This is a genomic window from Vibrio sp. 10N.261.52.C11, assembly GCF_041471405.1.
GTDB classification, from domain to species: domain Bacteria; phylum Pseudomonadota; class Gammaproteobacteria; order Enterobacterales; family Vibrionaceae; genus Vibrio; species Vibrio crassostreae_C.
Window position 1 is genome coordinate 13,285 of the sequence record NZ_JBFROI010000066.1, and the last position, 22,947, is coordinate 36,231.

At 44.1% G+C, this 22,947-nt stretch carries 23 protein-coding genes and 1 pseudogene; 9 read left to right on the forward strand and 15 right to left on the reverse strand.

Going from position 1 to position 22,947, the window contains the following annotated elements; translation table 11 throughout:
- Nucleotides 1-32: 32 nt before the first annotated feature.
- Nucleotides 33-2,072: a type IV conjugative transfer system coupling protein TraD gene (gene traD / locus AB4323_RS20530; protein WP_016800260.1), complete on the reverse strand. Its 2,040-nt coding sequence runs from the start codon at nucleotides 2,070-2,072 to the stop codon at nucleotides 33-35.
- A gap of 328 nt (nucleotides 2,073-2,400) precedes the next feature.
- A pseudogene (locus AB4323_RS20535) lies at nucleotides 2,401-2,724 on the reverse strand (type I restriction enzyme endonuclease domain-containing protein); the annotation flags it as partial.
- 262 nt (nucleotides 2,725-2,986) lie between these two features.
- Here AB4323_RS20535 and AB4323_RS20540 point away from each other — a divergent pair.
- From AB4323_RS20540 to AB4323_RS20555, 4 genes are read left to right on the forward strand one after another with little or no spacing between them, the layout of a single operon-like run.
- Complete coding sequence (locus AB4323_RS20540; RefSeq protein WP_102579940.1) at nucleotides 2,987-4,066, forward strand: CBASS cGAMP-activated phospholipase; 1,080 nt, start codon at nucleotides 2,987-2,989, stop codon at nucleotides 4,064-4,066.
- Nucleotides 4,050-5,363, forward strand: coding sequence for a CBASS cGAMP synthase (locus tag AB4323_RS20545; RefSeq protein ID WP_102579941.1), 1,314 nt, complete (start codon nucleotides 4,050-4,052; stop codon nucleotides 5,361-5,363). Before AB4323_RS20540 ends, AB4323_RS20545 begins: the two co-directional genes overlap by 17 nt.
- A gap of 1 nt (nucleotide 5,364) precedes the next feature.
- Nucleotides 5,365-7,080, forward strand: coding sequence for a ThiF family adenylyltransferase (locus AB4323_RS20550; RefSeq protein ID WP_372153238.1), 1,716 nt, complete (start codon nucleotides 5,365-5,367; stop codon nucleotides 7,078-7,080).
- Entirely contained in the window at nucleotides 7,077-7,565 is a 489-nt protein-coding gene (locus tag AB4323_RS20555) for a Mov34/MPN/PAD-1 family protein (RefSeq protein ID WP_102579943.1), read from the forward strand. Before AB4323_RS20550 ends, AB4323_RS20555 begins: the two co-directional genes overlap by 4 nt.
- Nucleotides 7,566-8,154: 589 nt before the next feature.
- Here the strand turns inward: AB4323_RS20555 and AB4323_RS20560 are convergent.
- On the reverse strand, nucleotides 8,155-9,123 hold the full coding sequence (locus AB4323_RS20560) for a hypothetical protein (protein ID WP_372153240.1): 969 nt from the start codon (nucleotides 9,121-9,123) through the stop codon (nucleotides 8,155-8,157).
- Nucleotides 9,124-9,684: 561 nt separating this feature from the next.
- Here AB4323_RS20560 and AB4323_RS20565 point away from each other — a divergent pair.
- Together AB4323_RS20565 and AB4323_RS20570 are read left to right on the forward strand one after the other, a co-directional pair.
- On the forward strand, nucleotides 9,685-9,837 hold the full coding sequence (locus tag AB4323_RS20565) for a hypothetical protein (protein WP_372145445.1): 153 nt from the start codon (nucleotides 9,685-9,687) through the stop codon (nucleotides 9,835-9,837).
- A gap of 213 nt (nucleotides 9,838-10,050) precedes the next feature.
- Nucleotides 10,051-10,362: a Fic family protein gene (locus tag AB4323_RS20570; protein WP_372145443.1), complete on the forward strand. Its 312-nt coding sequence runs from the start codon at nucleotides 10,051-10,053 to the stop codon at nucleotides 10,360-10,362.
- Nucleotides 10,363-10,636: 274 nt separating this feature from the next.
- On the opposite strand, the gene AB4323_RS20575 is transcribed toward AB4323_RS20570, so the two are convergent.
- The 4 genes from AB4323_RS20575 to AB4323_RS20590 all read right to left on the reverse strand — a co-directional run bounded on the left by AB4323_RS20575 (nucleotide 10,637) and on the right by AB4323_RS20590 (nucleotide 13,307).
- Entirely contained in the window at nucleotides 10,637-11,098 is a 462-nt protein-coding gene (locus tag AB4323_RS20575) for an RES family NAD+ phosphorylase (RefSeq protein ID WP_017093449.1), read from the reverse strand.
- Nucleotides 11,095-11,538, reverse strand: a complete 444-nt coding sequence (locus tag AB4323_RS20580) for an antitoxin Xre-like helix-turn-helix domain-containing protein (protein ID WP_016800265.1) — start codon at nucleotides 11,536-11,538, stop codon at nucleotides 11,095-11,097. The genes AB4323_RS20575 and AB4323_RS20580 overlap by 4 nt, the downstream gene beginning before the upstream one ends.
- 432 nt (nucleotides 11,539-11,970) lie before the next feature.
- Nucleotides 11,971-12,423 carry a hypothetical protein gene (locus tag AB4323_RS20585; protein WP_016799983.1) on the reverse strand — a complete coding sequence of 151 codons (453 nt, stop codon included), beginning with the start codon at nucleotides 12,421-12,423 and terminating at the stop codon, nucleotides 11,971-11,973.
- Nucleotides 12,424-12,509: 86 nt separating this feature from the next.
- Entirely contained in the window at nucleotides 12,510-13,307 is a 798-nt protein-coding gene (locus AB4323_RS20590) for a hypothetical protein (protein ID WP_372153242.1), read from the reverse strand.
- A 349-nt stretch (nucleotides 13,308-13,656) separates the two neighbouring features.
- Between AB4323_RS20590 and AB4323_RS20595 the strand changes: the two genes are divergently transcribed.
- Together AB4323_RS20595 and AB4323_RS20600 are read left to right on the forward strand one after the other, a co-directional pair.
- Nucleotides 13,657-14,385 carry a zeta toxin family protein gene (locus tag AB4323_RS20595; protein WP_017091786.1) on the forward strand — a complete coding sequence of 243 codons (729 nt, stop codon included), beginning with the start codon at nucleotides 13,657-13,659 and terminating at the stop codon, nucleotides 14,383-14,385.
- A gap of 18 nt (nucleotides 14,386-14,403) precedes the next feature.
- A complete protein-coding gene (locus tag AB4323_RS20600) occupies nucleotides 14,404-14,562 on the forward strand; it encodes a hypothetical protein (RefSeq protein ID WP_016799988.1) in 159 nt (52 codons plus the stop codon).
- 255 nt (nucleotides 14,563-14,817) lie between these two features.
- Here the strand turns inward: AB4323_RS20600 and AB4323_RS20605 are convergent, their stop codons facing one another.
- Together AB4323_RS20605 and AB4323_RS20610 are read right to left on the reverse strand one after the other, a co-directional pair.
- Nucleotides 14,818-15,147 (reverse strand): hypothetical protein, encoded by a 330-nt coding sequence (locus tag AB4323_RS20605; RefSeq protein WP_372147498.1) that lies wholly within the window; start codon nucleotides 15,145-15,147, stop codon nucleotides 14,818-14,820.
- 113 nt (nucleotides 15,148-15,260) lie between these two features.
- A complete protein-coding gene (locus AB4323_RS20610) occupies nucleotides 15,261-16,082 on the reverse strand; it encodes a restriction endonuclease (RefSeq protein ID WP_016799990.1) in 822 nt (273 codons plus the stop codon).
- A 331-nt stretch (nucleotides 16,083-16,413) separates the two neighbouring features.
- On the opposite strand from AB4323_RS20610, the gene AB4323_RS20615 reads away from it, so the two are divergent.
- Nucleotides 16,414-16,686 (forward strand): helix-turn-helix domain-containing protein, encoded by a 273-nt coding sequence (locus AB4323_RS20615; protein WP_102502808.1) that lies wholly within the window; start codon nucleotides 16,414-16,416, stop codon nucleotides 16,684-16,686.
- Nucleotides 16,687-16,851: 165 nt separating this feature from the next.
- On the opposite strand, the gene AB4323_RS20620 is transcribed toward AB4323_RS20615, so the two are convergent.
- The 6 genes from AB4323_RS20620 to AB4323_RS20645 all read right to left on the reverse strand — a co-directional run bounded on the left by AB4323_RS20620 (nucleotide 16,852) and on the right by AB4323_RS20645 (nucleotide 22,938).
- Nucleotides 16,852-17,295, reverse strand: coding sequence for a hypothetical protein (locus AB4323_RS20620; protein WP_017091788.1), 444 nt, complete (start codon nucleotides 17,293-17,295; stop codon nucleotides 16,852-16,854).
- An 85-nt stretch (nucleotides 17,296-17,380) separates the two neighbouring features.
- A complete protein-coding gene (locus AB4323_RS20625; protein WP_372153244.1) occupies nucleotides 17,381-20,089 on the reverse strand; it encodes a conjugal transfer protein TraG N-terminal domain-containing protein in 2,709 nt (902 codons plus the stop codon).
- A gap of 12 nt (nucleotides 20,090-20,101) precedes the next feature.
- The gene (locus tag AB4323_RS20630; RefSeq protein ID WP_017061846.1) at nucleotides 20,102-21,463 is read right to left on the reverse strand and encodes a conjugal transfer protein TraH; all 1,362 of its coding nucleotides are present in this window, start codon (nucleotides 21,461-21,463) and stop codon (nucleotides 20,102-20,104) included.
- The gene (gene traF, locus AB4323_RS20635) at nucleotides 21,460-21,897 is read right to left on the reverse strand and encodes a conjugal transfer protein TraF (RefSeq protein WP_372153246.1); all 438 of its coding nucleotides are present in this window, start codon (nucleotides 21,895-21,897) and stop codon (nucleotides 21,460-21,462) included. The genes AB4323_RS20630 and traF (AB4323_RS20635) overlap by 4 nt, the downstream gene beginning before the upstream one ends.
- A 15-nt stretch (nucleotides 21,898-21,912) precedes the next feature.
- A complete protein-coding gene (gene traF, locus AB4323_RS20640; protein ID WP_170962716.1) occupies nucleotides 21,913-22,722 on the reverse strand; it encodes a type-F conjugative transfer system pilin assembly protein TraF in 810 nt (269 codons plus the stop codon).
- 12 nt (nucleotides 22,723-22,734) lie between these two features.
- Nucleotides 22,735-22,938, reverse strand: coding sequence for a hypothetical protein (locus tag AB4323_RS20645; protein ID WP_137001387.1), 204 nt, complete (start codon nucleotides 22,936-22,938; stop codon nucleotides 22,735-22,737).
- Nucleotides 22,939-22,947 lie beyond the last annotated feature (9 nt).

Here is a 22,947-nt window from a genome sequence, read left to right on the forward strand (position 1 = left end):
CTAAATGTTCCTTGATGTTTCATTTCGTGTGGTTAATCGTACATCTCGCCCGTTTCTGCTTGTGTCATGGACGCCTCTTCGGTTTCTCGCTGTAGTGCATTTTGTGTGTTTTCAGCGAGCTGTTGGTTTTGGGCAGCGTTATTGGTCGGGTTTTCCTTTTTCGGTGCTTTGGCAAGGGTTTGTTTTTGATGGGTTCTGGTTTGCTGCTGCTCTTCTTCGTTTTCATAGGTACTTTGCTGAATGGCGAGTAATCGGTTTCTTTGGGTTTCATCGAGTTCATGCAAAGCAATTAACTCATGAAAAATCAAGGCTTGGTCGATACTCTCCATTGCTTTCCCGCCTGGTAGGTTGCGTTTGATGAAGGAGGGTTGGAGATTGCTCATGCGGTCGTACTTCAGTTGCAGCTTAGTGATGAGCATGGAGTTAGGGGTGCGTAAGTAACACTCTAAATCATCCAAACCTTGGATTTGGGCAGGAGAAACCACAGGACGCGTTTTGTTTTGGTGGCCAAGTGAGACACCGTCACGCAGTGCGTTCGCCCCGTAAGAAATATTTTCTCGTGAGATATCGATTTCTTGCTCACCAAGATCATCCGAGGAAATGGTGGCCATCGCTTTTGAAGGGGCGCGGAAGAAAAAGCGCGTGTTGAGCAAATCAAAAATGACTCTCGCCGCGTTGCGCCCGTAAGTGGTTTCTAATTGAGCGTAAGATTGCAAACCCAGTAAATAACATCCTCCAAATTTACGCACTTCAGAAATAATGTGCGTGAGTTCAGGCAGTTTATGTAACGTAGGCATTTCATCGATGATCACCCAAATTCGGCGGTCGTCATCGGGCTCCATTCCTAGAATGGCGTTGGAGGCAATCGCAAGCCACATCGAGATCAGTGGTCTGAGTGCGGTGTGTTGTCTTGCGTTACTCGATAGGAATAAAAATCCTTGCTGGGATTCATCTTGCACCCAATCTGTGATCGAAAATGGCGCCCGTTTATGGTGGCCTTGTGCGTCTTTTTCATCCAAACCATGTAAGTAACGTAATGACTTAATGTAAGTCGCTAGTACCGATTTGATGGAGATAGCTGTCTTCTCGATACTTTTCGAGACGAGGGAGCTAGCTTCGGTGTCTTTTAAGTGTTCACCTAGCGTGGAAAGCTCCGACGTTAAGATAATGTGCAGCAAATTTTCAATGGTACATTTGTGTTTGTCATCGATCATCATTTGATAGGTGGTTGCTGCGAAAATGGTTCGTGCGGAATCCACCCAAAACGGGTCGCCTTCGCCGTGTTGCGGAATAAGCGCGGCCGCGAGCGATTCAAAGTCAGGGGCTTCTTTGGCATCACTCCAAATATCCCATGCAGCGCAACGCTCATCGAAGGGATTTAAAATCACGTCTTTATGAGGGTCATAGAATTTACTGACAAAATCGCAGCCTTTATCGTAGATGATGGCTTTATCGCCTCGCGCCCGTATCCAGCGCAATAACTTGCGAATCGCAACGGATTTACCTGCGCCTGTGGTGCCGTCAATCATTAAGTGCTTGACCTCAAACCTATCAACAAAAAGCTTGTGACCATCGAGTGCAAAAGGAGAGAGTTTTTTCTTCTTTTTCAGCTCTGCGGTGACGGCTTTAGGCTCAGCCAATTGAAAGCCGCGAATGTGGTTATCTTCGCTTTGCTCTTGCCCTTTTCTCTTAAACCAGTGGTTGATAATCACAAACAGCACGGTGGAAGTGGCCACAGAGACCAGTAGGCCAATGAACAGGGCTTGCAGCAATTCTTGGTAGCACTGTGACAAGATGGGGTTTTGCAGTTGTTGGCCAAGGGTGCTGCTGTAGCGTTGATCTTCCCATTCGACCACTACGTTGCGCTTTAGGCTAAAACCTAATTTGTTGAATAGCCAAAATAGACTGTAGTAGTAGGCACCGGTTAATGTGCTGGCCGAGGTGAGGAGGTAAGTAGTGATAAGCCCGAGCAAGGCCGCGAAGATATTGAGGTACTTGATTGTGGTTACGTTCACTTGCCACCACATTCGAATGTTATGGAAAGTGATTTGACCACCACGAGTCGTAGACATAGAAAAACTCCTTGTGAAGGAAAACAAAAAAGCGCCCACACTGAGTGAGGCGCTTTTGTTCGGTAGAATGAAATCAGGAATAAGGTGACAGGTTACAAAGGAGGTGTATTACGAGTGCCAAGGCTAAGGGACGACAGAATTGTTTGGTGCTCGCATTAAGATTGACCAGTTTCAAAACGTTATTGGACATAAATCACTTAGATCAATAGCTCTAATTTATTCCATTTTGATTACTATTTTTGACCGAAAAAGGCGGTTAGTTGATCTTTAATCAAATAAAAAGTGCATAGATATTCAAAAGGCAAGGTATGAACCTTGCCTTTGGTATTTACTTATACCAGCCGTCAGCTAGAACTTCTGCTTGTTCTAACACAAGCTTGATGGCTTCCTCTGCGGCATCAGGTGGGTTCTTCCAGCGATGCAACTGACGGCACAATAAGTTACGCATACGAGCACGGACGCTTTAACGTTTCTGCCAATCTACTGTTACCAATTTACGAAGCTGTTGGGTTAGCTCTATCGCCAAGTTACGTAAGGCATCATCACCAAGCTCTCGCACTGAATACTTATTTTCTACTAAGGCTCGGTAGTACGCCATTCCATCAACCGATAGGTTCAATTTATCTAACAACTCCGCATCTTCCTGCATCTCTCACGCAGGCGGACAATTTAACGCTGCAAATCTTAAGCTCCAATCTGACACTTTAGTCGTAGTTGTATGCCTTCCTTTAGTTTTTCTAGTTGCAAACACACGAGGCATTCCATGTTAGATAAGCATTGTGTTTGATACGGTTGATTGATAATCAGCTCACAATCTCGCCATTAAAAAGTTCAGAATTTATTCTAAAACCTTTAAATTCAGCTGCTTGCCCCAATATATATTGGACGTATTAAATTTGAGAGGAAGAGAATAGATGAAAGAAGCTCAGCAACCGAAGCTACGCGTCCTATCGCTAAATGGTGGTGGTGTTCGCGGTCTATATACGATTTCTGTTTTGGCTGAATTCGAGCGTATTTTGGCTAAGGATGACGAAAGTTACTCAATAGCTGAGCACTTCGATTTGATCGCGGGTACATCTATTGGTGGTTTGATAGCTTTAGGTTTGGCAGACGGCAAGACTGCACGTGAACTTGAATCGAAGGTGCGAGAGCACGCCTCAACGATTTTTCCTCCTCGTAGATATTTGCCGAAGTTCCTGTGGAATATATGTAAAGGTTGTCGAGCCGTGCTAGGGAATCGTTATAACGGCGACAATATCGGCAAAGCAGTTGTGGACATCGTTGGTAAAGAGCGCACGGTTCGCGATTTGCAGCGCCGAATCTTAATCCCAACGGTTAATGTTTCAACAGGTAAACCACTTTTCGTTAAAACTTGCCATAACCCAAGGTTTACTAGGGATGATCGACTTCGGCTAGTTGATGTTGCACGTGCGACCTCTGCCGCTCCAACTTATTTCGAGCCCCACTATATAGAAGAGCTTAATGCTTACTTTGTTGACGGCGGGCTAGTAGCAAATAATCCCAGCTATGTTGCCTATCATGAGGCCGTTACGGATCTCAAGGAAGAGTTTGATATTGAATCTGAAGGTCAAATTTATGTACTTAACATCGGCACGATGGCGAGTGAATTTTGCATAAACCCTGAGCTAATTAAAAGCTGGGTGCCGGGATATTTCCGTCTTTGGGGATTGGGTAGCACTCTCGTAGAAACAGTTATGAATGGTAATCAGTGGATGCATCATTTCATGACTGCTAGGGCGCTATCGGCGGTAAATCATGTGATGTTGGATGATGTAGTTCCAGACCAACAAGCCAGTATCATTACCTTGGATAATTCTCGCCCGGAAGCTCTTAATGCCCTTGCTGCGCGCGGTAAGCAAAAAGCAACCGAAGCTATGGCCGACATTGGTTTGAATCTTCGAGAAAAATTCTTTAGCGAGAAAGCACCCAAATTTGTTCACCCGGAGGATAAAGATCATGTCAATCCAGCATAAATGGAACCTGCACCGTTACTTAGGTGACAGTTGCGAGGGGCTGTTGTCGAAGTTAGAACTATCTAAGAGCCAAACTTCGTTCTTGGAGAGCTTACGTAAACAGGCTCGAGCTCGAATTCGCGAAGTTTTTTCAGAGGCTCAAGAGGTCTTCCGCGATGCTAAGCGGCTATCTCCTGATGAGCATACTCAGATTTATTTACGCCAGCAGATTAAAGCTAAGCGGAGCTTTAATCATGTTAGCGATGAGTTGTTATCTGCGCTGGTAAAACTCGCCTCAAATCTTGATGATGAACAGCGTCGTGCATTCTTAAAGGTTCGTCCGAGGTTCCGTACTCAAGGAAGCTTTCAATACAAGACGCTAAATGTCCCGTATTGTAAGCCGCCTCAAGAGATGGATATTGACGATGGTGTCTATTTACCTATGCAAATGTTCGAAGATGCTCCTGCGCTAGCGCATAGACTAATGATTGCTCTTGTGGACACTGCACTCCAGTCGTTAGCGGTTGAGAATAAAGGGTGGGTATTTGACGACAGTAAGCCTACTTGTGCACGGGTTCGTGTTGCCGCACAAAACGTTCATTTAGACGTACCTATGTACGCTATCCCGGAAGATAAGTTCGTTTTGATCAAAGAGAGTATGGATGCACGATGGGGAATGGAGGCATTTGCAGCTCACAACGAATTATGGTTGTCAAATGAAGCTCAGCTAGACCCTAACTCTGTCCACCTAGCCCGTCGTGACCGCGAGAAGTGGCAAAAGTCAGACCCGCAAGTGGTTCAGCAGTGGTTTATTGAATCTGTTAATGCCGTTGGAGAACACCTACGTTTGGCCTGTCGATTTTTAAAGGGATGGCGTGATGTTACGTGGAAAGATGGAGGTGGTCCATCTTCAATAACTCTGATGAAGTGTGCCGTAGATACCCTTGGTCAATCGCCGCTTGATGGTAAAGACCTCGGTTTGGTGATCAAAGCCGTGGCAAGTAACCTTGCTAATCAACTCAATGAAGGTGTCGAAAGCCCAGACCCGTCTGATGAACGACCTCTGTTCCCTGATAGTAGTGAGCATAATGATTATCAGCGCAGTATTGTAGAAGCAGCAAAAAACCTGGATTTGTCTCTTCATACTGCGATGACTGCTCAAACTAGAGGAGATGCATTTAGTTTCTTGAACCGAGTTTTCGGCGAACGTGGGATTGATATTTCTTTGCTAGTCTCTGCTTTAGCCGCTCCAGCCTATGCGATGACAGCGGAGAAAAGTGAACCTGCCGAAATCGAAAAAACGATGACGAGTGGCTAACTTGAAGTTTCGAAGTTATTTGTTGCGCGCGGGCTTTGAGTGGTTACAGCCGCCGGCCCGCGAGTTGCCTGAACGGTTTAGGGCGCTCAAAGGAGCTAAGTTCGTAAAGCGTTATGTGACTGCTGTCGGTGACTTTAAGATATTGCTGGTCCGAACTCATCAAGATCTGACAAAGTTACCACTCACCTTTGTACTGGAAAGACCTCTACAGTTTGAGGAGGTTGCATTACCTCATATTAGTAATGATGGCTACCTATGTTTTGCCCATAATGATCAGAGCCAATGGAACCCACTAGATGGTACAAGCTTCGCTGAAGCCATTGACAATAGCATCGCGAAAACGTTAAACATTGCCGTTGAGAACTACGATAACCAGGAAGAATACCGAAACGAGTTCTCCAACTATTGGGAAGGACACAGCACTGCGTTTTGTTTCGAAGCGTTACCGACGAAGAATAAGAGCAAGATGCTTAAATATTGTTCAGTTAAGGTTAAAACTGGCCGTGATATTAAAGAAACATCTGAATTTGTTGTCTACGCTGAACCAGATGAACGTGACCGTTGGTTGAGGTTGCGCGGTAAAGAGTCTACTTCGGAAGATGGTATTGCGATTGTTGTAACGGTTCAGCCAAATAACTGGGTTCCTGCTACCGTTTGGCCCCCAACCAGTTTTGCTGACGTAATCGACTGGCTAGCTATAGCAGATCGGAGTGCCCACGATCACCTTATATTTCAGTTAGTAAAACTATCGACTAAACGAGCATTAGTGATTCTTCAGATACCCGGTGAAGGCGAACTTGGTTTCAAGCTGACATTTAGCACCCAGTACCAAAAGTTGTTTAAATCGTGGTGTAGTCGTAAGAAACGTTCTGTTAGGTCGATGATTGCACCTATCCGCAGTTCTAAAGCGGTAGAGTTCTTTGGGCGACTTCGCATTGAGGCTGTTGACCGTGATGCGGTCTTTTTAAGAAATAGACCTAAGCCGGAGATAGGTGATATACGCGATAAACATATCGCGCTAATCGGTTGCGGGACGATTGGTGGTTATGTTGCTGAGTATTTGGTTAAAGCTGGAGCTGGAATTGGAACTAAGGGCAGCCTAACTCTCTATGACTCAGATAGGTTGAGTGTCGGTAACCTCAGTCGTCATCGTTTACCCGCTAGTTTTGTGAATTGGAACAAAGCGGATGGACTAGCGAAATTAATCGAGGATGAGGCTTTATACCCAGTTTCGATTTACGTTAAGAAAGAAGACTTTGACATCTATCCCGAACACCTGAAGACTTACGACGTGGTGATAGACGCAACTGGACGCGTACCTGTTAGCCTAGCTCTTGCTGGTACTGTTAGGGAAATTCCGTCGAATCCGCCGATCATTATTCATGGTTTGAACTATCGCTGGGGTCAAGAGTCAATAGCGTTTATCGACAACGGTAAGGCTTGCTATGGTTGCTTGGAGAAATTAGCAAAGGCTGAAGTTGCTCAACCAGATTTTGACACTTCTCGATATTCGTGTGGGAGTGTTTATACCCCATACGATGCGAACGTCAGCGTGATTTCTGCTGCTTTGGTAGTCGAGGCAGTATTGAATACGTTAGAACCTAAACTTAAATGGACTTATACCAAGGTAACGAGCGAAAAAACGAAGTCACAAAAACGATTGGTGCTCAAGCCTTGGACTGATTGTAAAGTTTGCGGTAGAGGAAGAGCTCGTTGAGTCAGTGTGATATTGAATTAGTCTACGAAGTAGAAGGCTCTAACGGTACGCGTTTGGTCGTAATAGAGCCTCGCGCAGTTAATGCTATGCGCGCTTTACGCCAAATTGATCCTGCCGCCCATGAAGCAGGGGGAGTGCTGATAGGCGAACGAAGAGGGGAAAACTTTATAGTTAAGGAAGTTACAACCCCCTCTACCGAAGACCGTGCTTCGCGCTTTCGTTTCATTCGGAAGTTTTTCCACCACCAATTAGCTATTGTTAATGCTAATCGACTTTCCGGTGGAACTAGTAACTATCTAGGCGAGTGGCATACTCACCCTCAAGATCTGCCTTACCCTTCAAGTCTCGATTTTCAAAACTGGAAATTAAATTTAAGAGGCCAAAAACCTTGCCTAGTAGCAGTTGTTGGGCGAGATGGAGATTGGTGGTCGCTTCATGAAAATGGAAAGTTCTATAACTTGGTCTCTTTGACCACATTTTCGTGATGCTCTGGTGAAGCTATATCCCATGAGGTGAGTAACCCTCAGGGGTGACAGGTAACATTGAGTTGGCTAATGTCCAAAATTTGTAATAACTAACTCCTCATCAGCAAAAAGAGAGTAATTGCGTTAACGCGCATTTTGTCCCAGAGCGAGCTAGGTCAAGTGTTCTAGCACTTTCTTCTTACCCAGTCGGTGCATAGCTATTCTTTTTCTAGTTTCAGAATAGCATTACTTTTTCGAATGCAAATTTCGCATATCTAAAGTCCGGGATAAATGTTTTGAAACTCACTTAGGGGCAGATCTGAGCTAGCTGGCACTTTTTGAGAAAAGTGCCACGAGTAAAACTTCAGGTCTATGAAGCCTCTGGACATTTATTTGTCAGAGTCTTTACTAAATTAGCAGTTAATGAATAATCTCAAGTATGGCAAATAGTTAATCTGAAGCAAAGAAGGTAATGTACACTTGAGAATACCATCGAGGTGAAGTCACCGCAGAAAATATCGCACAATTTATTTATCTAGAGGCATCGAGTTTGTTCAACAATTCGATTACACACTGGATTCACAGCGTTTAATCTTTATTAATTATATTTTCATTCACTTACAGAGTACCTTTTTTGGTTCCAAAGTAGCCTTTTAACTGTATTTCGGAAGCCGATCATCAATTGTTCAAGACTGTGACAATGATAAATAATTGGATTCGAGAACTTATTAGATTTTGCTTGATATGACAAAATTATAGGTTCGCTGTCTGGATATTCATTGTATGTCCAGCAGTGGATCATAGAGTGTTTTATACTATTTGATAGTTCATTAATAATTGTAAGAAATTCACTATTATCCCTCATGTACCCTTCGCCATCACCACATATTAGCTTTTCAAGAACACTGCTAGGGGTATTGATTGCACCTAAATTCCCTAATTCACTTTTTAATACTTTATTTTTACTTACAGAAGTTTCTCTATCCACCATGATCGATGTTAGTTGCACCAAATAGTCGAGTATAGATTTCATACACGTTATTAGCTCTTCAGCTACAAAATGATACTCGTAGTTAAAGCTAGGAGATGCATGATAATGCATTCCATCATTACCTAGTTTTGGCCCATCGATTGGTATAAATTTTTCCCCTTGAAAGTTACCTTTTGTTTTCGAGTACAACACATTAAGCTGATAATACTTATTGTGGATATTCCTTATTTTTTGCTGAATTAAAAATGGCAAATGCACATTTGTGAAAATTTGCGGCAATGATTTATATAAAGGGAAATCACCTAAAGATAAAGCGAATGGAATATAGTGACCCCAAATATAACCAGCATGATAATGCTTATTTATGAATATTGGTTTCCAAAACGTATTTTCTTTAATCACCCACTTTTTTTCAACTGTAAAAACAGGAATATAACCCTCAGCACATATCAGCACCGGCGGTGGAATTTCTGTGGCTAAACCAGGAGGTCCAACTTGACCATGTGCATAAGTAACTAACTTTGACTCCTCATAATACCGATATGATGCATTGAAGTAATGTACAAGAACTTTTTTATTTTGAGCCATTTACTCTCCTAAAAATATAACGCTTAACAGACGGATTTTTTCGTACTTACACGCAGCCAATCATAACGCGAATTATACTCACGTTCAATTTCATGCCCGTATTGCCTAGCGACTAGGATGCGAACGTCAGAAATTGGCGAAAGTTTCCGTATAGCTCCGGCGGCTTCGGAGTAATACGATTTTCAATCTATATATGCCCAAAATAAGCTCGGTCTGACTATCCTTAATCGGATTAGATTTGATATGGAAAACGTACGCCCCCTAGAATATGTAGAGCATTAGCTCTGAACAATTTTGGGGCATTTTCGAGCTAGAAAATGCCACGTGTAAAAATTCAGATTGTGACGTTTTTGGGGCAGCTCTGAGTTAGCTGGCACTTTGAGAGAAAAGTGCCACGGGTAAAACTTTAGGCCAATGAAGCCTCTGGATAAAACTTTGCCAGTGACATTACTAGAATAGAATGCTGCTGCGCGGCTCACTTGGCTTTGCGAAAATCGCTACTTCATGACATTAGCTGATTAGTCATGTACAATTAATACAACCAACAAGAGGAACATTGATATGGTCAATACCTCAAATTCAAAGCGCCAAAAAGCTACATTTACCCCTAGCTTAAAGAACTTCAAAACCAGTTTGGGTTATGAAGGCATGACGATAAATAAGAAATCGAACGTTCAAACCATTGAAGATTTAAAACGCAAGTATGCGAGATAAATATGGTGCTGATCAGGACAAATACTGTTACTCAAATTCTGATGTTTTAATTAACAGATTGAATATACTTGACTCAGATGAACTTGAAAAAGCCGAAATTGAGTTTACGAGTTATAGGTACCTTTCATACAAAAGTAATGTTTCTGAAATCAAGCATTTAGACTTCAATCACCTCAAGTGTCTACATCACCATCTATTCCAAGATATTTTTGAATGGGCAGGTCAAGTTCGAGAAGTAAAGGCTACACTCGATTCTGTACCGTTTCTAGGATTGAAGCTGAAGCTTCAAAATTATTTGGTATTATCCCTTCGTTAGACAATTTGGCTTTGCCCGATCTTATCCAAGAATTAGCCAATCTATTTTGCGAATTAAATTTGTTACATCCTTTTAGGGAAGGTAATGGCGAACTTTACGTTTTTTCTTTGAAGAACTCGTATTTATCCTTGGCTACACCATCGAGTGGCCTAAAATTACTCAACAAGAATGGATTGATGCAAATATTGAAGGGGTATCATTCGATTTAGAACCGTTAATTACAATATTTCGTTTAGCTCTATCTAGTGAAAAACAAGACTGAATTTTTGTGCGATTGCATTAGTTTTAATAGCCTAAACTCCACTGAGGAGTGTTGAACCGCTTTTTTCTGTGAAACATAACTGGGCAGAAAGTGGTTTAACTTATCTTCGCCGTCTAACTTGATGTAGCCAAAAACAGATCAAACTATATTGGAAATGAACAGACTTTATTGGAACTGACAAACTTTAATGTCCTCGGACATTTACAGTGGGAATCGCTGATTTATAGAAGCCGGGTATCGAAAGAAATTTCGTGTTTTTTGGCCGTTTTGATGAGTTTTGGATAACCTGGATGTTTTGTGTTGAGCACATAGTTTTGTTCGCGAGGCACAATCACCGATGGGGTCGCCAGCGCCAAGCTTGAATAGCTCGATAACCATTGATCACCTATTTCGGCTGTCTGAAGCGGGGCTGGCTCTTCATTCCAGTTGTCCGGTAAGTCGTCATTTTCAAGGACCAAAGCATCGGCTTCATCCAGTTCCAACGTAAACAAGACATAATTTTCAAGTACTTTGGTATTTTTGAGATGAACCAAGATTTCTAAAATGGCAAGTGACTCTGACGCCGCAACATAAACCGCAGACCGTCCAATAGAATTCCAACGCCCTCCGTACAGTCTGGAGCCTTCGCCATCGAAAGCTGACTCTTCCCACTTTTCCTTTACGATTCGGTACAAAGTGATCAAGAAAATACCCCATGCTCTAATCGTCCAATTAGGTTTAGCACACCCTCTGATTCAGCAGTTGTGGCAACCATATCGATAGGGCGGCGATTACCCAAACCAACCACAGGGGATTTGATCCATTCACACGCGGCCAAGATATCACCTTCAAACAAGTTGATGGTTTGGTTGAATATCTCAGCAAAACGGTACAAACGATCACTTTCGTCTTTGTTAAAACGTCCCGCTTTCGATCTGCGGTTTAGTGTGGCTGGTGGAATTGTAACAGCGGTAGCCAACTCTTTCTTTTCCAATTTAGAGTGCTTGGCTAGTTTGTCAAAAACATCAAAATCCAGACCTTTATGAACAGACTCATAAAGGGTTACCCCTCGCGATGGAATACCTACTTGCTGCCAAAAGCTAGCTGGCTGTTTAACAGGCTTGAATGCTTGCATTTGTGACATAACAATAACTCCTTATCAGATGGTAGTGTCATTATGTATCAGATGATTGCGGTAGGCAAGTTTACAAGTACATAGCTTGGAAAATTGGAGAGCGACAAGTAAGTTAGAGCCTTGTCTTCTGGCTTTTAAGTCCCTTCGCTTGTATCGACAACAACATATTGAAATTCAAGAGGCTGCTAGGATGTTGGGGATCAACAGGGGTAGTTTCAGCAAAAAATTAAACCAGATTACAAATAATGAACTTGGATTGGTTGAAAGCCTATAGATATATATCAAGCCTATTAGGACACAGCAGAGGGCGTAGCCATCATTACCTTGAAAAACGCCAGCCAGTCAGTAGCTTGGTCTAATTTACCCCCGTGATACATCACGGGGATTTACAGCGAACAGCATGATAAGAACGGATAACTTTTGGCAGGGTAAACCAATAGCTTAAAATTGCTTTTGCACTGGGCAAGGGTATTGCTCTTTTAATGCGGCGGTTAGATAGCTGGCGATGCTGCCACCAATGCCTGCTTTGCCGTATTTTTTTAAACGAGGATCGTGTTCAAGTCTGTTGTCGATAATTGTCATCAGATCTTTGGTTTTCCATTCCCATAATGTTTCGCGATTGGCTGCATCTTTCATTGGCAAGCAATAATCAATGCGTTGGCCGCGAGTATCTAAACGGGTGGTATAAAAGTTCACGGCGTTAGCAGCGACACGAGTACCAATCAATAAATCTCGATACTCAGGACTCCCCGGATTTTGATAATGTTCAACATAGTAACTCATATCTGCAGGGCTGTTGCCACTGCTGAGTCGGTCGATTTCTGGAATTTGACTATTGGCTAAGCTCAAAAAAGAGAAACATGTGCCTAAGCCTAATACGAGCCATTTCATCATTAATCCCTCCATTTAATACTGTGTATCTTACTAGGTCGTTACGATTTTTCATTTTAATTACTCAATAATTAACCATTATTTATAGGTTAAGAGCGGGTTTGATCCTCCTTCTGTGTTGGCTGTAAGGTTGATGGTGGCTCAACATGGTTACTGGTACTCTCAAATTGTTCACGTGTATCCTCCACGATTTGCGAGTGGTTGTCGGGGGTGTAATAACGCTCAGTGCCTCCGCGTTGTTTATGCTGCTCAATCACCGTTTGGCTGGTGTTGCCTAGAGCCTTACCTTTGTATTGTTCGCCCACCATTGTTTGCCACTCGGATTGGGTCGGCTCAGGATTAAAGGTACGTTCGTGCTCTTCTTGAGTGGGGACGCTGGCGAGCACAAAATCTTTAAACGTGTCGGTTGTTTTAAATTTTTCCCATTCATCAGCGCGGGCTTGGCGTGATTTATCATTACTACCGGTAAGAATCTGTTCTGCTCGTCCTACTTCAGATTTATATTTCTCCTCCACAAAACCTTGGAATGGTATTTCCAGTTTCTCAGTCAGGCTGGCCAGATGACGTTGCTCTTGGCTGTTGACTTGACTGAGTGTATCGACCTCTTGTTGAGATTGTGTCGTGGACGTTATCAAGCCTTGCGTCTCACTAAAGTTCGCCGTAAAGCCAGTGGCGTAAGTGCCCATCTCCGTATTACGTTCGTCGGCCGTGAGGCGGTTGCTTGCATCGATGGTTTGGTTGGCACCAGAGCGGTAGGATTCGATAGCGGCTTGCATTTGGCTTTGTTGTTCGTTGCTCATGCTGCTGAGCGTTTCGCGGTCTTCCTGTGTCCATTTTTGTCCCGAACCTTCGTAGGCTGAATTTTTACCCGTGGCATTTTCTAGCACGTTTGTGTCCAAAAGCTTGTTTCGATACCTACCAGTTTGATGTGATCACCAAGCGATTCTGTCGTACCTTAAGTACCAAGCGACTTTGTCATTATGTTAACTACCAGTTTGAATTTTTACCAGTGGCTCTTTCTCAGAGTGTTTACTCTTCTGTATGTTTGTCGCCCCTAAGTTAGCCAAATTTAGCTCATGGTTGGTTCCTAGTTTTGTTAGGCGAACTTTTTCATAGTGCTCAACTCCATATTTCACATGAATTTTTTATACGTATTGAAATGCACTTGAGTTAGAGCAAGTTATGCCTTTAGGCGTTAATTATTGTGTATAATGTGCGAAATATATTAATTTTGAGATGGTCATCTTGGATCTTAATGACGAAGAACTTGCAATCAGGGACAGGGCAGTCATCTTTGCCAAGAAAAACAGGACTAAGATTTGTAGAAGGCTTACTGATAAAGCAGTCTACCTTCCAGAAGAGGCTCCTGTATCTGTTTTTATGAGTGGCTCTCCAGGGGCAGGGAAAACAGAATCATCTAAAGAATTAGTTGCTTCCATCTCTGATGGTCATGTGCAAGTTCTTCGCCTAGATCCTGATGACTTGCGCATTGAATTTGAAGATTACGATGGTTCGAATTCATACCTATTTCAGCGTGCAGTTGTTATTCTTGTTGAACGTTCGATGGACTATATCTTTAAGAATGGTCAGAGTTTTTTGTTAGACGGAACGTTATCAAGCTACCATGTAGCGGAAAAAAACATTCAAAGATCTTTAGACAAAGACAGAGATGTACTGATAATATTTGTGTATCAACGCCCTGAACTAGCATGGGAATTTGTTAACGCGAGAGAAAAAGTTGAAGGTCGAAAAATTCTCCCTGAACACTTCGTAGAACAATTCTTTGGTTCTCAGACAGTTATAGAGGCGTTGAAGGAAAAATTCGGTAAAAAGATCCAAGTCGACTTGTTGATGAAAGATAATGATGGCAGCACTAGAACTTATCATAGTAACGTTAGTAGCTTGAAACCTTATCTGAAACCGAATTATACTGTAGAAGAAGTAAACAAAATTGTGGGCATTTAAAGGTTGATAGGAGGCTTTATGTTTAATTTTAGCAGTAAGAAGGTTGCTTCATCACCATTGTCAAATTTTGTGAAGCGTACATCTTCAAGTGAAAAGAAAAAAGTTTATAAAAGAGTGATCGTCGCTGCTTCAGAGTCTCAAAACTCAACAATTGAGAAAGCCAAAGCAGTTGCATAATCGAATATGCTCTTGCTCATCAATTTTTTAAGCCGATTCAAACTAATACAGTTGAATCGGCTTTTTTACACCTATAACTTTAGCGTATGAACAAACAAAGGTATAACAATCGCTTAAGGTTCCAAGATACTTTTTCTAATCTGATAGAAACGGTTTAGTGCAGTGGTTGTAAATCATTTATATCCAAAAACGTTTTTAAAACTGATCAACCTTTGTGTGATCAGCTCTAGCATACTCTCCCTGGACAAAACCTATCTAGAGAGGGTTTAAAAGAGGTAATTGCCCCAATGTCTCGCCAGACCTAGCTTTGTCTTCTTGCTTGTAAGCCCCTTCGCTTGTATCGACAACAACATATTGAAATTCAAGAGGTTGGTGGATGTCTTCTTTCGTTAGAGAGTCGAGCTTGAGGTCTCCGGAAGCAAAGCGAGGGGGTTCAGATGGTTTCAAACTAGGAATCACCAAACAGTTCGCAACGTACCCAAAAAATTGGTCAACACTTAAGCGACCAGAAGCATGACTTTGAATACGTGTGATTAGACCAAATTTGGGCTTATGACTGTTCTTTTCGATTTGTCTTCTAGACATACCGCAATAAATCAGTTGTTCGCCATGCCAAATAGCAATAGATGCCAGCAGCAACTTTCGGGATATCAAAGATTACTTTCTACAACAAGCGTGTATTGCGAATAGATTAAAACTCAGCAGTCGCAAGTATAACGACACTTTGGATACGTAGAGCAACCATAAAAAGACATACCAGATTTAGCTCCTTGCTTAGCAACACGCATTACAAGCTTAGATTGGCAACTAGGGCAAATCATAGATTCGACGCCTGCCCTGTGTGTTTGGGGCGATATTGATGGTTTATTTTGAAAGCTGCGCCCATCTTCAATCATATGTACTAGTTCGCTGCCATTGACTAGCCACAGACGCTTATCTAGAGAAAAAGCGACAGCCTCAGAAGTAAAGCCTCCTGAAGTTACGATAATCATCTTACTGGCATTGTTCGCGATCATGACACCGTACATTTCCCTTAGAACTTGCACACCCACTTTGCGAGTTTTCCAATGCTTACATTGTACAAGGCTTAATTCACTATCTTTTGTAAGCCAAATATCAACACCGCCATCAGATTTTTGAGCGAAAGACTGTTTGACCGCATACCCTTGAGACTTAAAGTATTCTCCGATGTAACTTTCAAATTCGATCCAAGTCAGGTGATTTAGTGGGGAAGTATTCCTCTGAATTTTAATCTGATTGTTCGTCTTGAGATAGTTTCTTTTCCTCTGATATTGCTTGAAAAACGCTATCGGTGCGGGGAGAAGAAATAAGAACGTAAAATATGGAGCCATCAAGGGCAAGTTTGGAGCAATAGCTTCAAAGATGAAATTATTGCTATCCACGGCCAAGCTAGGCAATAGGTATGAAAGCCCAAAATAAATACAAGCAGAGAGTACTACACTTAACCACCATGGAGCGTCCATTAAGTGCCATATGATTCCATCGTGTTTTCGTGCCATTTGAAGATTACCTGATAAGCGTTTAGATGCATTAAAACACAAGCGATAGATGATGGGTATAGTTTGTAAGGTGATATTTATCAGGATGATAGCTATTGATGAGCTAGGGCAGGGAAGGCAACGCTTGAAGTCGGATTCTTTGTTCGGAATCCGAACACTTCTAACTCATAATTGTCGAGTAGACGACATACTCAAGTCAAGATGACTGTGCCCACCAAGCGACTACAAACCAAAGCCTGCATGACATCAAATTTGGGAGTGAGCGGATTTTAAGGCACTTTCATGATAAATTTGCCAACATGATAAAATCGATTAACAACCTCCAATTTATATGAATGACCAACTAACCCCAATCAACAAAGACCATTTGAAAAAACTTATCCGAGCAGAACTGGAGCTAACATGGTTTGATAATAAATCAGCTAGCTCGGATATGTCTTGGGTTACTCCTACGGTGCTAAAAACATTGTTTACTGAGTTGATAACTCATACGCGCGGTAATCAATCAAAGGCTACTAGGATGTTAGGGATCAACAGGGGGAGTTTCAGCAAAAAATTAAACCAGATTACAAGTAATGAACTTGGATTGGTTGAAAGCCTATAGGTATATATCAGCCTATTAGGACACAGCAGAGGGCGCAGTCATCATTACTTTGAAAAACGCGGCAAGTCAGTAGCTTGGTCTAAGTTTACCCCCGTGAGATATCACGGGGGTAGTAGCGAACGGCATGATAATAATGGATAACTTTTGGTAGGGTAAACCAACAGCCTACAACTGCTTTTGTACAGGGCAAGGGTATTGCTCTTTGAGAGCGGCAACAAGGTAGCTTCCGATAGAGCCCGCAAGCCTATTATATTTTTTTACACGAGGATCATGCTCAATTTGGTTATTGATAAGATCTATTAGCTCTTTTGTTTTCCAGTTATATAAAGTGTCGCGATTGGCTGCATCTTTCATGGGCAAGCAATAATCAATGCGCTGATCGCGAGCATCTAATCGAGTGGTATAAAAATCTACCGTATCTGCAGCAGCACGAACGGTGGCTAATAAGTATTGATATTCTTGATTATTCGTCTTTTTATAATACTCCAAGTAATACGTCATAGAGGCTGGATTGTTTTTACTGCCTGAAAGTTCATCAAAACCTTGTGCCGTAGCTCCTGAAAAAGAGCACCATGTGAATAAGCCTAATACGATCCATTTCATCATCATTATTCTCTCCATTTAATATTGTGTATAATACTAGGTTGTTTTGATACCTTACTTGGGTTACTCAATAATTAACCATTATTTATATTTAAGTTCGGGTTTTATCCTCCTCATTCTCTGTTGGCTGCAAGGTGGAAGGTGGCTCAACACGGTTACTGGTGACCTCAAATTGTTCACGTGTCTCCTCCACGATTTGTGAGTGGTTGTCTGGGTTGTAATAACGCTCAGTGCCGCCGCGCTGTTCATGCTGCTCAATCACCGTTTGGCTGGTGTTGCCTAGAGCTTTACCTTTGTATTGTTCGCCCACCATCGTTTGCCACTCGGCTTGGGTCGGCTCAGGATTAAAGGTTTGTTCGTGCTCTTCTTGAGTGGGTACGCTGGCGAGCACAAAATCTTTAAACGTGTCGGTTGTTTTAAATGCTTCCCATTCATTTGTTCGATCTTGGCGTGATTTATCATTACTACCGGTAAGAATCTGCTTTGCTCGTCCTTCTTCAGATTTATATTGCTCCTCCACAAAATCTTGGAATGGTATTTCCAGTTTCTCAATCAGGCTCGCCACTTGACGATGCTCTTGGCTGTTAACTTGGCTGAGCGTATCGACCTCTTGCTGAGATTGTGTCGTGGACGTTATCAAGCCTTGCGTCTCACTAAAGTTCGCCGTAAAGCCAGTGGCGTAAGTGCCCATCTCCGTATTACGTTCGTCGGCCGTGAGGCGGTTGCTCGCATCGATGGTTTGGTTGGCACCAGAGCGGTAGGATTCGATAGCGGCTTGCATTTGGCTTTGTTGCTCGTTGCTCATGCTGCTGAGCGTTTCGCGGTCTTCCTGTGTCCATTTTTGTCCCGTGGACGCGTTCACACTCCCATTAAACCCTACGGCGTCACCGAGAGCGCCGCTTGACAGTCCTGCATTCACGTCATAACCGCCGTACGCAGAGTGTAAGAAGGCATTCGCTTTCTCATGGCTCCATCCGGTTGCTGCACTGACTTGCTCAGTGGCGGAGTTGACCTGCTCTAAGCCTTTTGAAGCCGCAGCAGTTGCACCGTGTCCATGAGTTAAACCGTAACCTTGGGTTGAAGAATAACTCTCTTTCCAATCGGCCATCAGTTGAGAGCCACTTTGTGTGCTTTGCGACAAGGCCGCTTGTTGTGTCGAGAGGTTCGATTGAGCATTGGTGTGCAAGTCTTGCACCGCTTCACTGTATTGACTGGTTGATGCGACGTTCCATTGGAAATTCGACGCGGTAGGGCTGGTGTCATATACGGTGGTATCCCCGTATTGCGTTGAAAGCATACCTTTAGTGTCTTGGGTGGTGGTACCGTGCTGTTTCAACAGGGTCGACGTATCAAACTTATTACCATTGACGTTGTTAAACGTGTGGGTCTGCATTTGCGTATTACCGTGACTGATGTCACCGCTTGAGGCCGCGGCTGAAGTACGGGCATTGGTTTGGTTTATCATCCCCGCCAGTTGGTAGTTTAAGCTGCTCATCATGGCCGCTGCGCCCTTGGTTAACGCCAAAGCAATCGCGGGGGTGGACATCATCAAGTATCCGGTAATGGAGGCGTAACGCGTGTTGACGTAATCAATGCCGCTCATGTTCGAGAGGGTAATGCCGCGTAACCCTTGTGTCGCGCCCTGGGTCGCCCCTTCTAAGAACCACATCATGATAGCGTTGAGGATGGTGAATATCATAGGCCAAGTGGCCAGATAGAAAAAACTGCCAACGTAGTTTTTAAGGACAGGCAGCGCCATATGTGGCAGCAAGGCAATGATGGCAATGATCGCCCCAAAGCAGACAAACAAAATCACTCCTATCGAGTGCATCATTGGAATGAACTCTTTGGCTTGCAGCCCAATGTTGGCCCACATGGTGGTGGTTTGCATTTGGTTGGCGGTGTAGGCGTAGTTGGCCGCGATACCTCGGTGCGTGTTTTCGATGTTCCATCGCGTCATGTTGATGACCATGTTCTGTTTTAAAATATCGACCGCGTTGTTACTGACCCCAATTAAATCTTGGTGACTATTCTCGATGGCGTTTCTTAAGAACGTTGATTGGATGTTGCTCTCTCGTCCCAAGATATACGCGCCCAGTTTATTCATGGTTTGATTGGCCTCTTCATCAAATTGTTGAGTGAGTTCAGGAAACGCGTCGCGGCAGGTTCTGTATTGACCCTGGGGGTTATAGAGCCCACGAATGGGGGACATCGATTTTGTGGCGAGAAAACCCAGCAAATCCGGTGCTTGCAGGATGTTTTGCATGGTGTATTTTTTGTTAATTCGAATGTCTCCGACGATGCAGTTGTGATAAAAGTCTTTCCAATAGCGTTGCAGATCAATGGTTTCGGCGTTGGCGCTACGAAGCAACGTGTATAAATTCGAACCAAACACCATGCCTGAGGAGCTGTAGCTTTCATCCTCTGTACTGCTAAAGACGATTTCAATGCCTTCGGTTAAGCCGTGCATGAACGTGGTGGCCGCCCAACCGGGTATTGCGACGATGTAAGGCACGTTATTCACGTAATAAATGCGCATAGGATTTTGCGCGTCATTGATATGGACGGTGGCTTTCATGCTGATAAGAAAAGTGGGGATAGCCAAGTAAATGAACATAAAACGCATCACATGTTTCGCGTCTCGAGACACAAAAAATAGGGTGGCACTGATGATAAAGGCCAGTTGTAAGGCGATTTCGATTAACGAGCCAAAGGTGTTGGTGGTAAAAAAAGTGGCGACGGCGTTCAAGGCTCGTTGTAATTGAGGGCCTGCGCCATAGAGATAAAAGTCTAAGGTCATTGGGGATCTCCTTTAATGGCCAAAGGTGAGGTTCGATAGGGTAGCGTCACTTGCCGATTGGCTAAGGAGCTTTCGTTTGCGTTTTAAGCGCTCAGTGAGGGCTAAGTACGCGTTCAATTTTGTTTTGTGACGGTCTCGAATGGTTTGTAAGTAATCCCTTGCACTGTTGATGCCTTCGAGAGTGCGATTGACGTCGGTTGGGTTAACCGAAGCGAGGTTGGTCATGGATTGATTGACGATCATCAGCATGTTGTTGAGATAGGCATGCAAGAGATCGGCGGCAATATTTTGAGCGTATAAATGGCTTTCTGGTTGTAGGTTGAGGTGCGCATCATCAATGAGCATTGCTAAGATAGGAATGTCACTGAGTTCAACAAAGCTCTTCTCTGAGTCGGTGATAGGTTGGTCAGATTGTAAGTGGGCATAGAGCGTATCGACGGTGTGGCGCACTTTGGCGTTAAAGGCTTGGCTTTCATTTAGGCTGATGGCGCTTAGGCTCATCGAAAGGCAGGTCTCGGTGTTGTCGCATCGATACACCTCCAAATCCCCTCCGGTCAAAAGGGCGTTAATGGCGGTGTCGTTACCCACTAACATGGCCGGAATGTAGCTTGGCGTCCCCTGCGCGTCGTAAATGACGGTGCCAGTGAGGCTTACGATAAACTCGGCGACCTCTTGATTGTCTTGAAGGTAAGCGCTTTTCATGAGCGCATCCCACACCACATTTAAGTTCACTTTCACTGCGTGCGCCGTGGCGTCATCGGTGTTGCTAGCCAGTGTGCTCTGGTTGGTACGGACGTTGCGACATTCGTGTTGCGCTTCTAACCAATCAGCGAAAGCGTTGCTTTGCGTGCCTAGGGTGGCGCAGGCATGTCGCTTGGCTTCCCCATCGGTAAAGGCCGCTAAACCAGAGACCGCCGATTGCGCTACTTGGCAAGAGTTCATCGAGGTGGTGAGGAACTGATCAGCAATGGCTTGCAGTTTGTCCCGATTCTCTTTGATGCTCGGCGCCCAAGTTTGCAGCGCTAAATCCACCGCGAAGGGCACGGCGTTGGCAATGACGGCTTTACCAAAAGCCACCAGTTGGTCAGAGTTAATATGAGAAAAGCCGCCCATAAAGGCGTCAATGCCACCGCACCCTGCGCTGACAGAAGGCAAGGTGATGGCGGCCAGTTGAATGTTTTTGATGTTGGTGCGAGCAAACAAACTGCCCGCATTATAGTAGGTGGCGGATTGACCCTGATAGGCACTTGGGTTCGTGATGTTGCTGTTAAAACTGCTGTCATCCCAAAAGCTGTTCATGGCGTCGCCCAAGCCGCCGGCATGAAGTGAACATGAAAGACTCATTAAGAGAGCCAGGAGGGTAGGTCGCGTCATTGTAAACTCTCCATGATGGCCACATCGGCGCGCAAGGCTTGGTAGCTCTTAAGCAGCTCAGTGTATGGAACATTGCCTTCACTCAAACGCACGTACTTACCATTGCTGACGTTGATTAAGAACGTGGCGGGCGTAATGGCGTTTTTGAGATCCCCAAAAAACGCAGCGGTGATGTCAGAGTTGGTCGGTATAGGCATCGCGTAACCGGGGATGGGTTGTCCGTCAAAGGAGAAATCGTACACAGGTAGTTGAGTAGTTTGCTCTAGCCGCTTCATGGTTGGGGCAAAGTGGTGACACTCAGCGCACTGACTAAAATGGAAGAACACCAAGGCGTATTGGCCTGTCATCGCATGAGGGGGTTGCGCTTGAGTGAGGGAGGTTGAGGCGAGCGTCATCAGCGTACTCAACAATAACGTGCGGATAAAAGCGTTCATCGGGGCGTCCTTAAGTTAAAAGTCGCTGTCTTGGTAATTGGTCGCGACGTTGTGAAAGCGAGAGAGCAAGTCTTTTTGTGAAATGAAGCCGTAGGCGAGGGGCTTGAGTGCTTTGGTGTGGATATTGGCCAGCATTAAAGCCGGTGTGTAGCGCACCTGTACACGCCCTGTCTTATCAATACGGTTTTCATTAATCGTCTCAAAGGTCTGACCGTCTTTGCTGATCCCGACCAGTTCGATGTGGTACCGGTGGGCAAAGTCTTGGATTGAGGGTGCTAGGGTTTGAGATAAGGCGTCTTGCCCTTCGTAGATGAAGTAGAGGCCCCAACCTTCTTGTACCAATTGACGCACAGTGGCTTCGTTTTTGAGTTGGATACCTTGATAGTACGTCGCTCTTGCGGCTTGCTCTGTGGGGCGGTCTTTGGTGTACGAGTATTCGGGGTGTTCGTTGATGAGCTTTTTGAAGGTCATGCCCGTTTGCGTGGTCTTGCCATCGATGAATTTTTTCAGCTTCATCAATTTTAGATTTTTCTCTTCATCGGTTGGGTTAATGGTGGCATCGTTTAACGCTTCATCAAACGCGCGGTGGAACCATTGCATCTGCTCGGTGGCGCTCATCACGGTAGAGACGCTGTTGGGGGGGAGGCTCTCCTCCTCTTTGGGAGGGACTTTGGGCGCTTTGGTCTCGTTATACCAGCGCCACCCCTTGGGGGGCTCATCGGCGATACTGTGAAAGGCCAATAAAGCCAACAACATTAACGGTAGGGGTTTGATTGTTAATCGGTTAATTGAGTTGTTCACCGTTTTTGTGGATAAGTCCTTCATGGTGTGACCTCATTATTGCCAGAAACTCAGCATCTTGTGGGTGCGCGTGTGAAATAACATCCAAAGTGCTTCATCGTTACCGTGTTTTTGTTGGTGCCTCATCATTTCTTGCTTGAGCTGATGGAGTTTTCGTTTGAACAGAAGATGGCGGATCAGGGTGGTAGCAAACCCGGTTGTCGACAGGGTGGCCACAAGTAGAGGGAGTAGGGGGTCCATATCATGTCC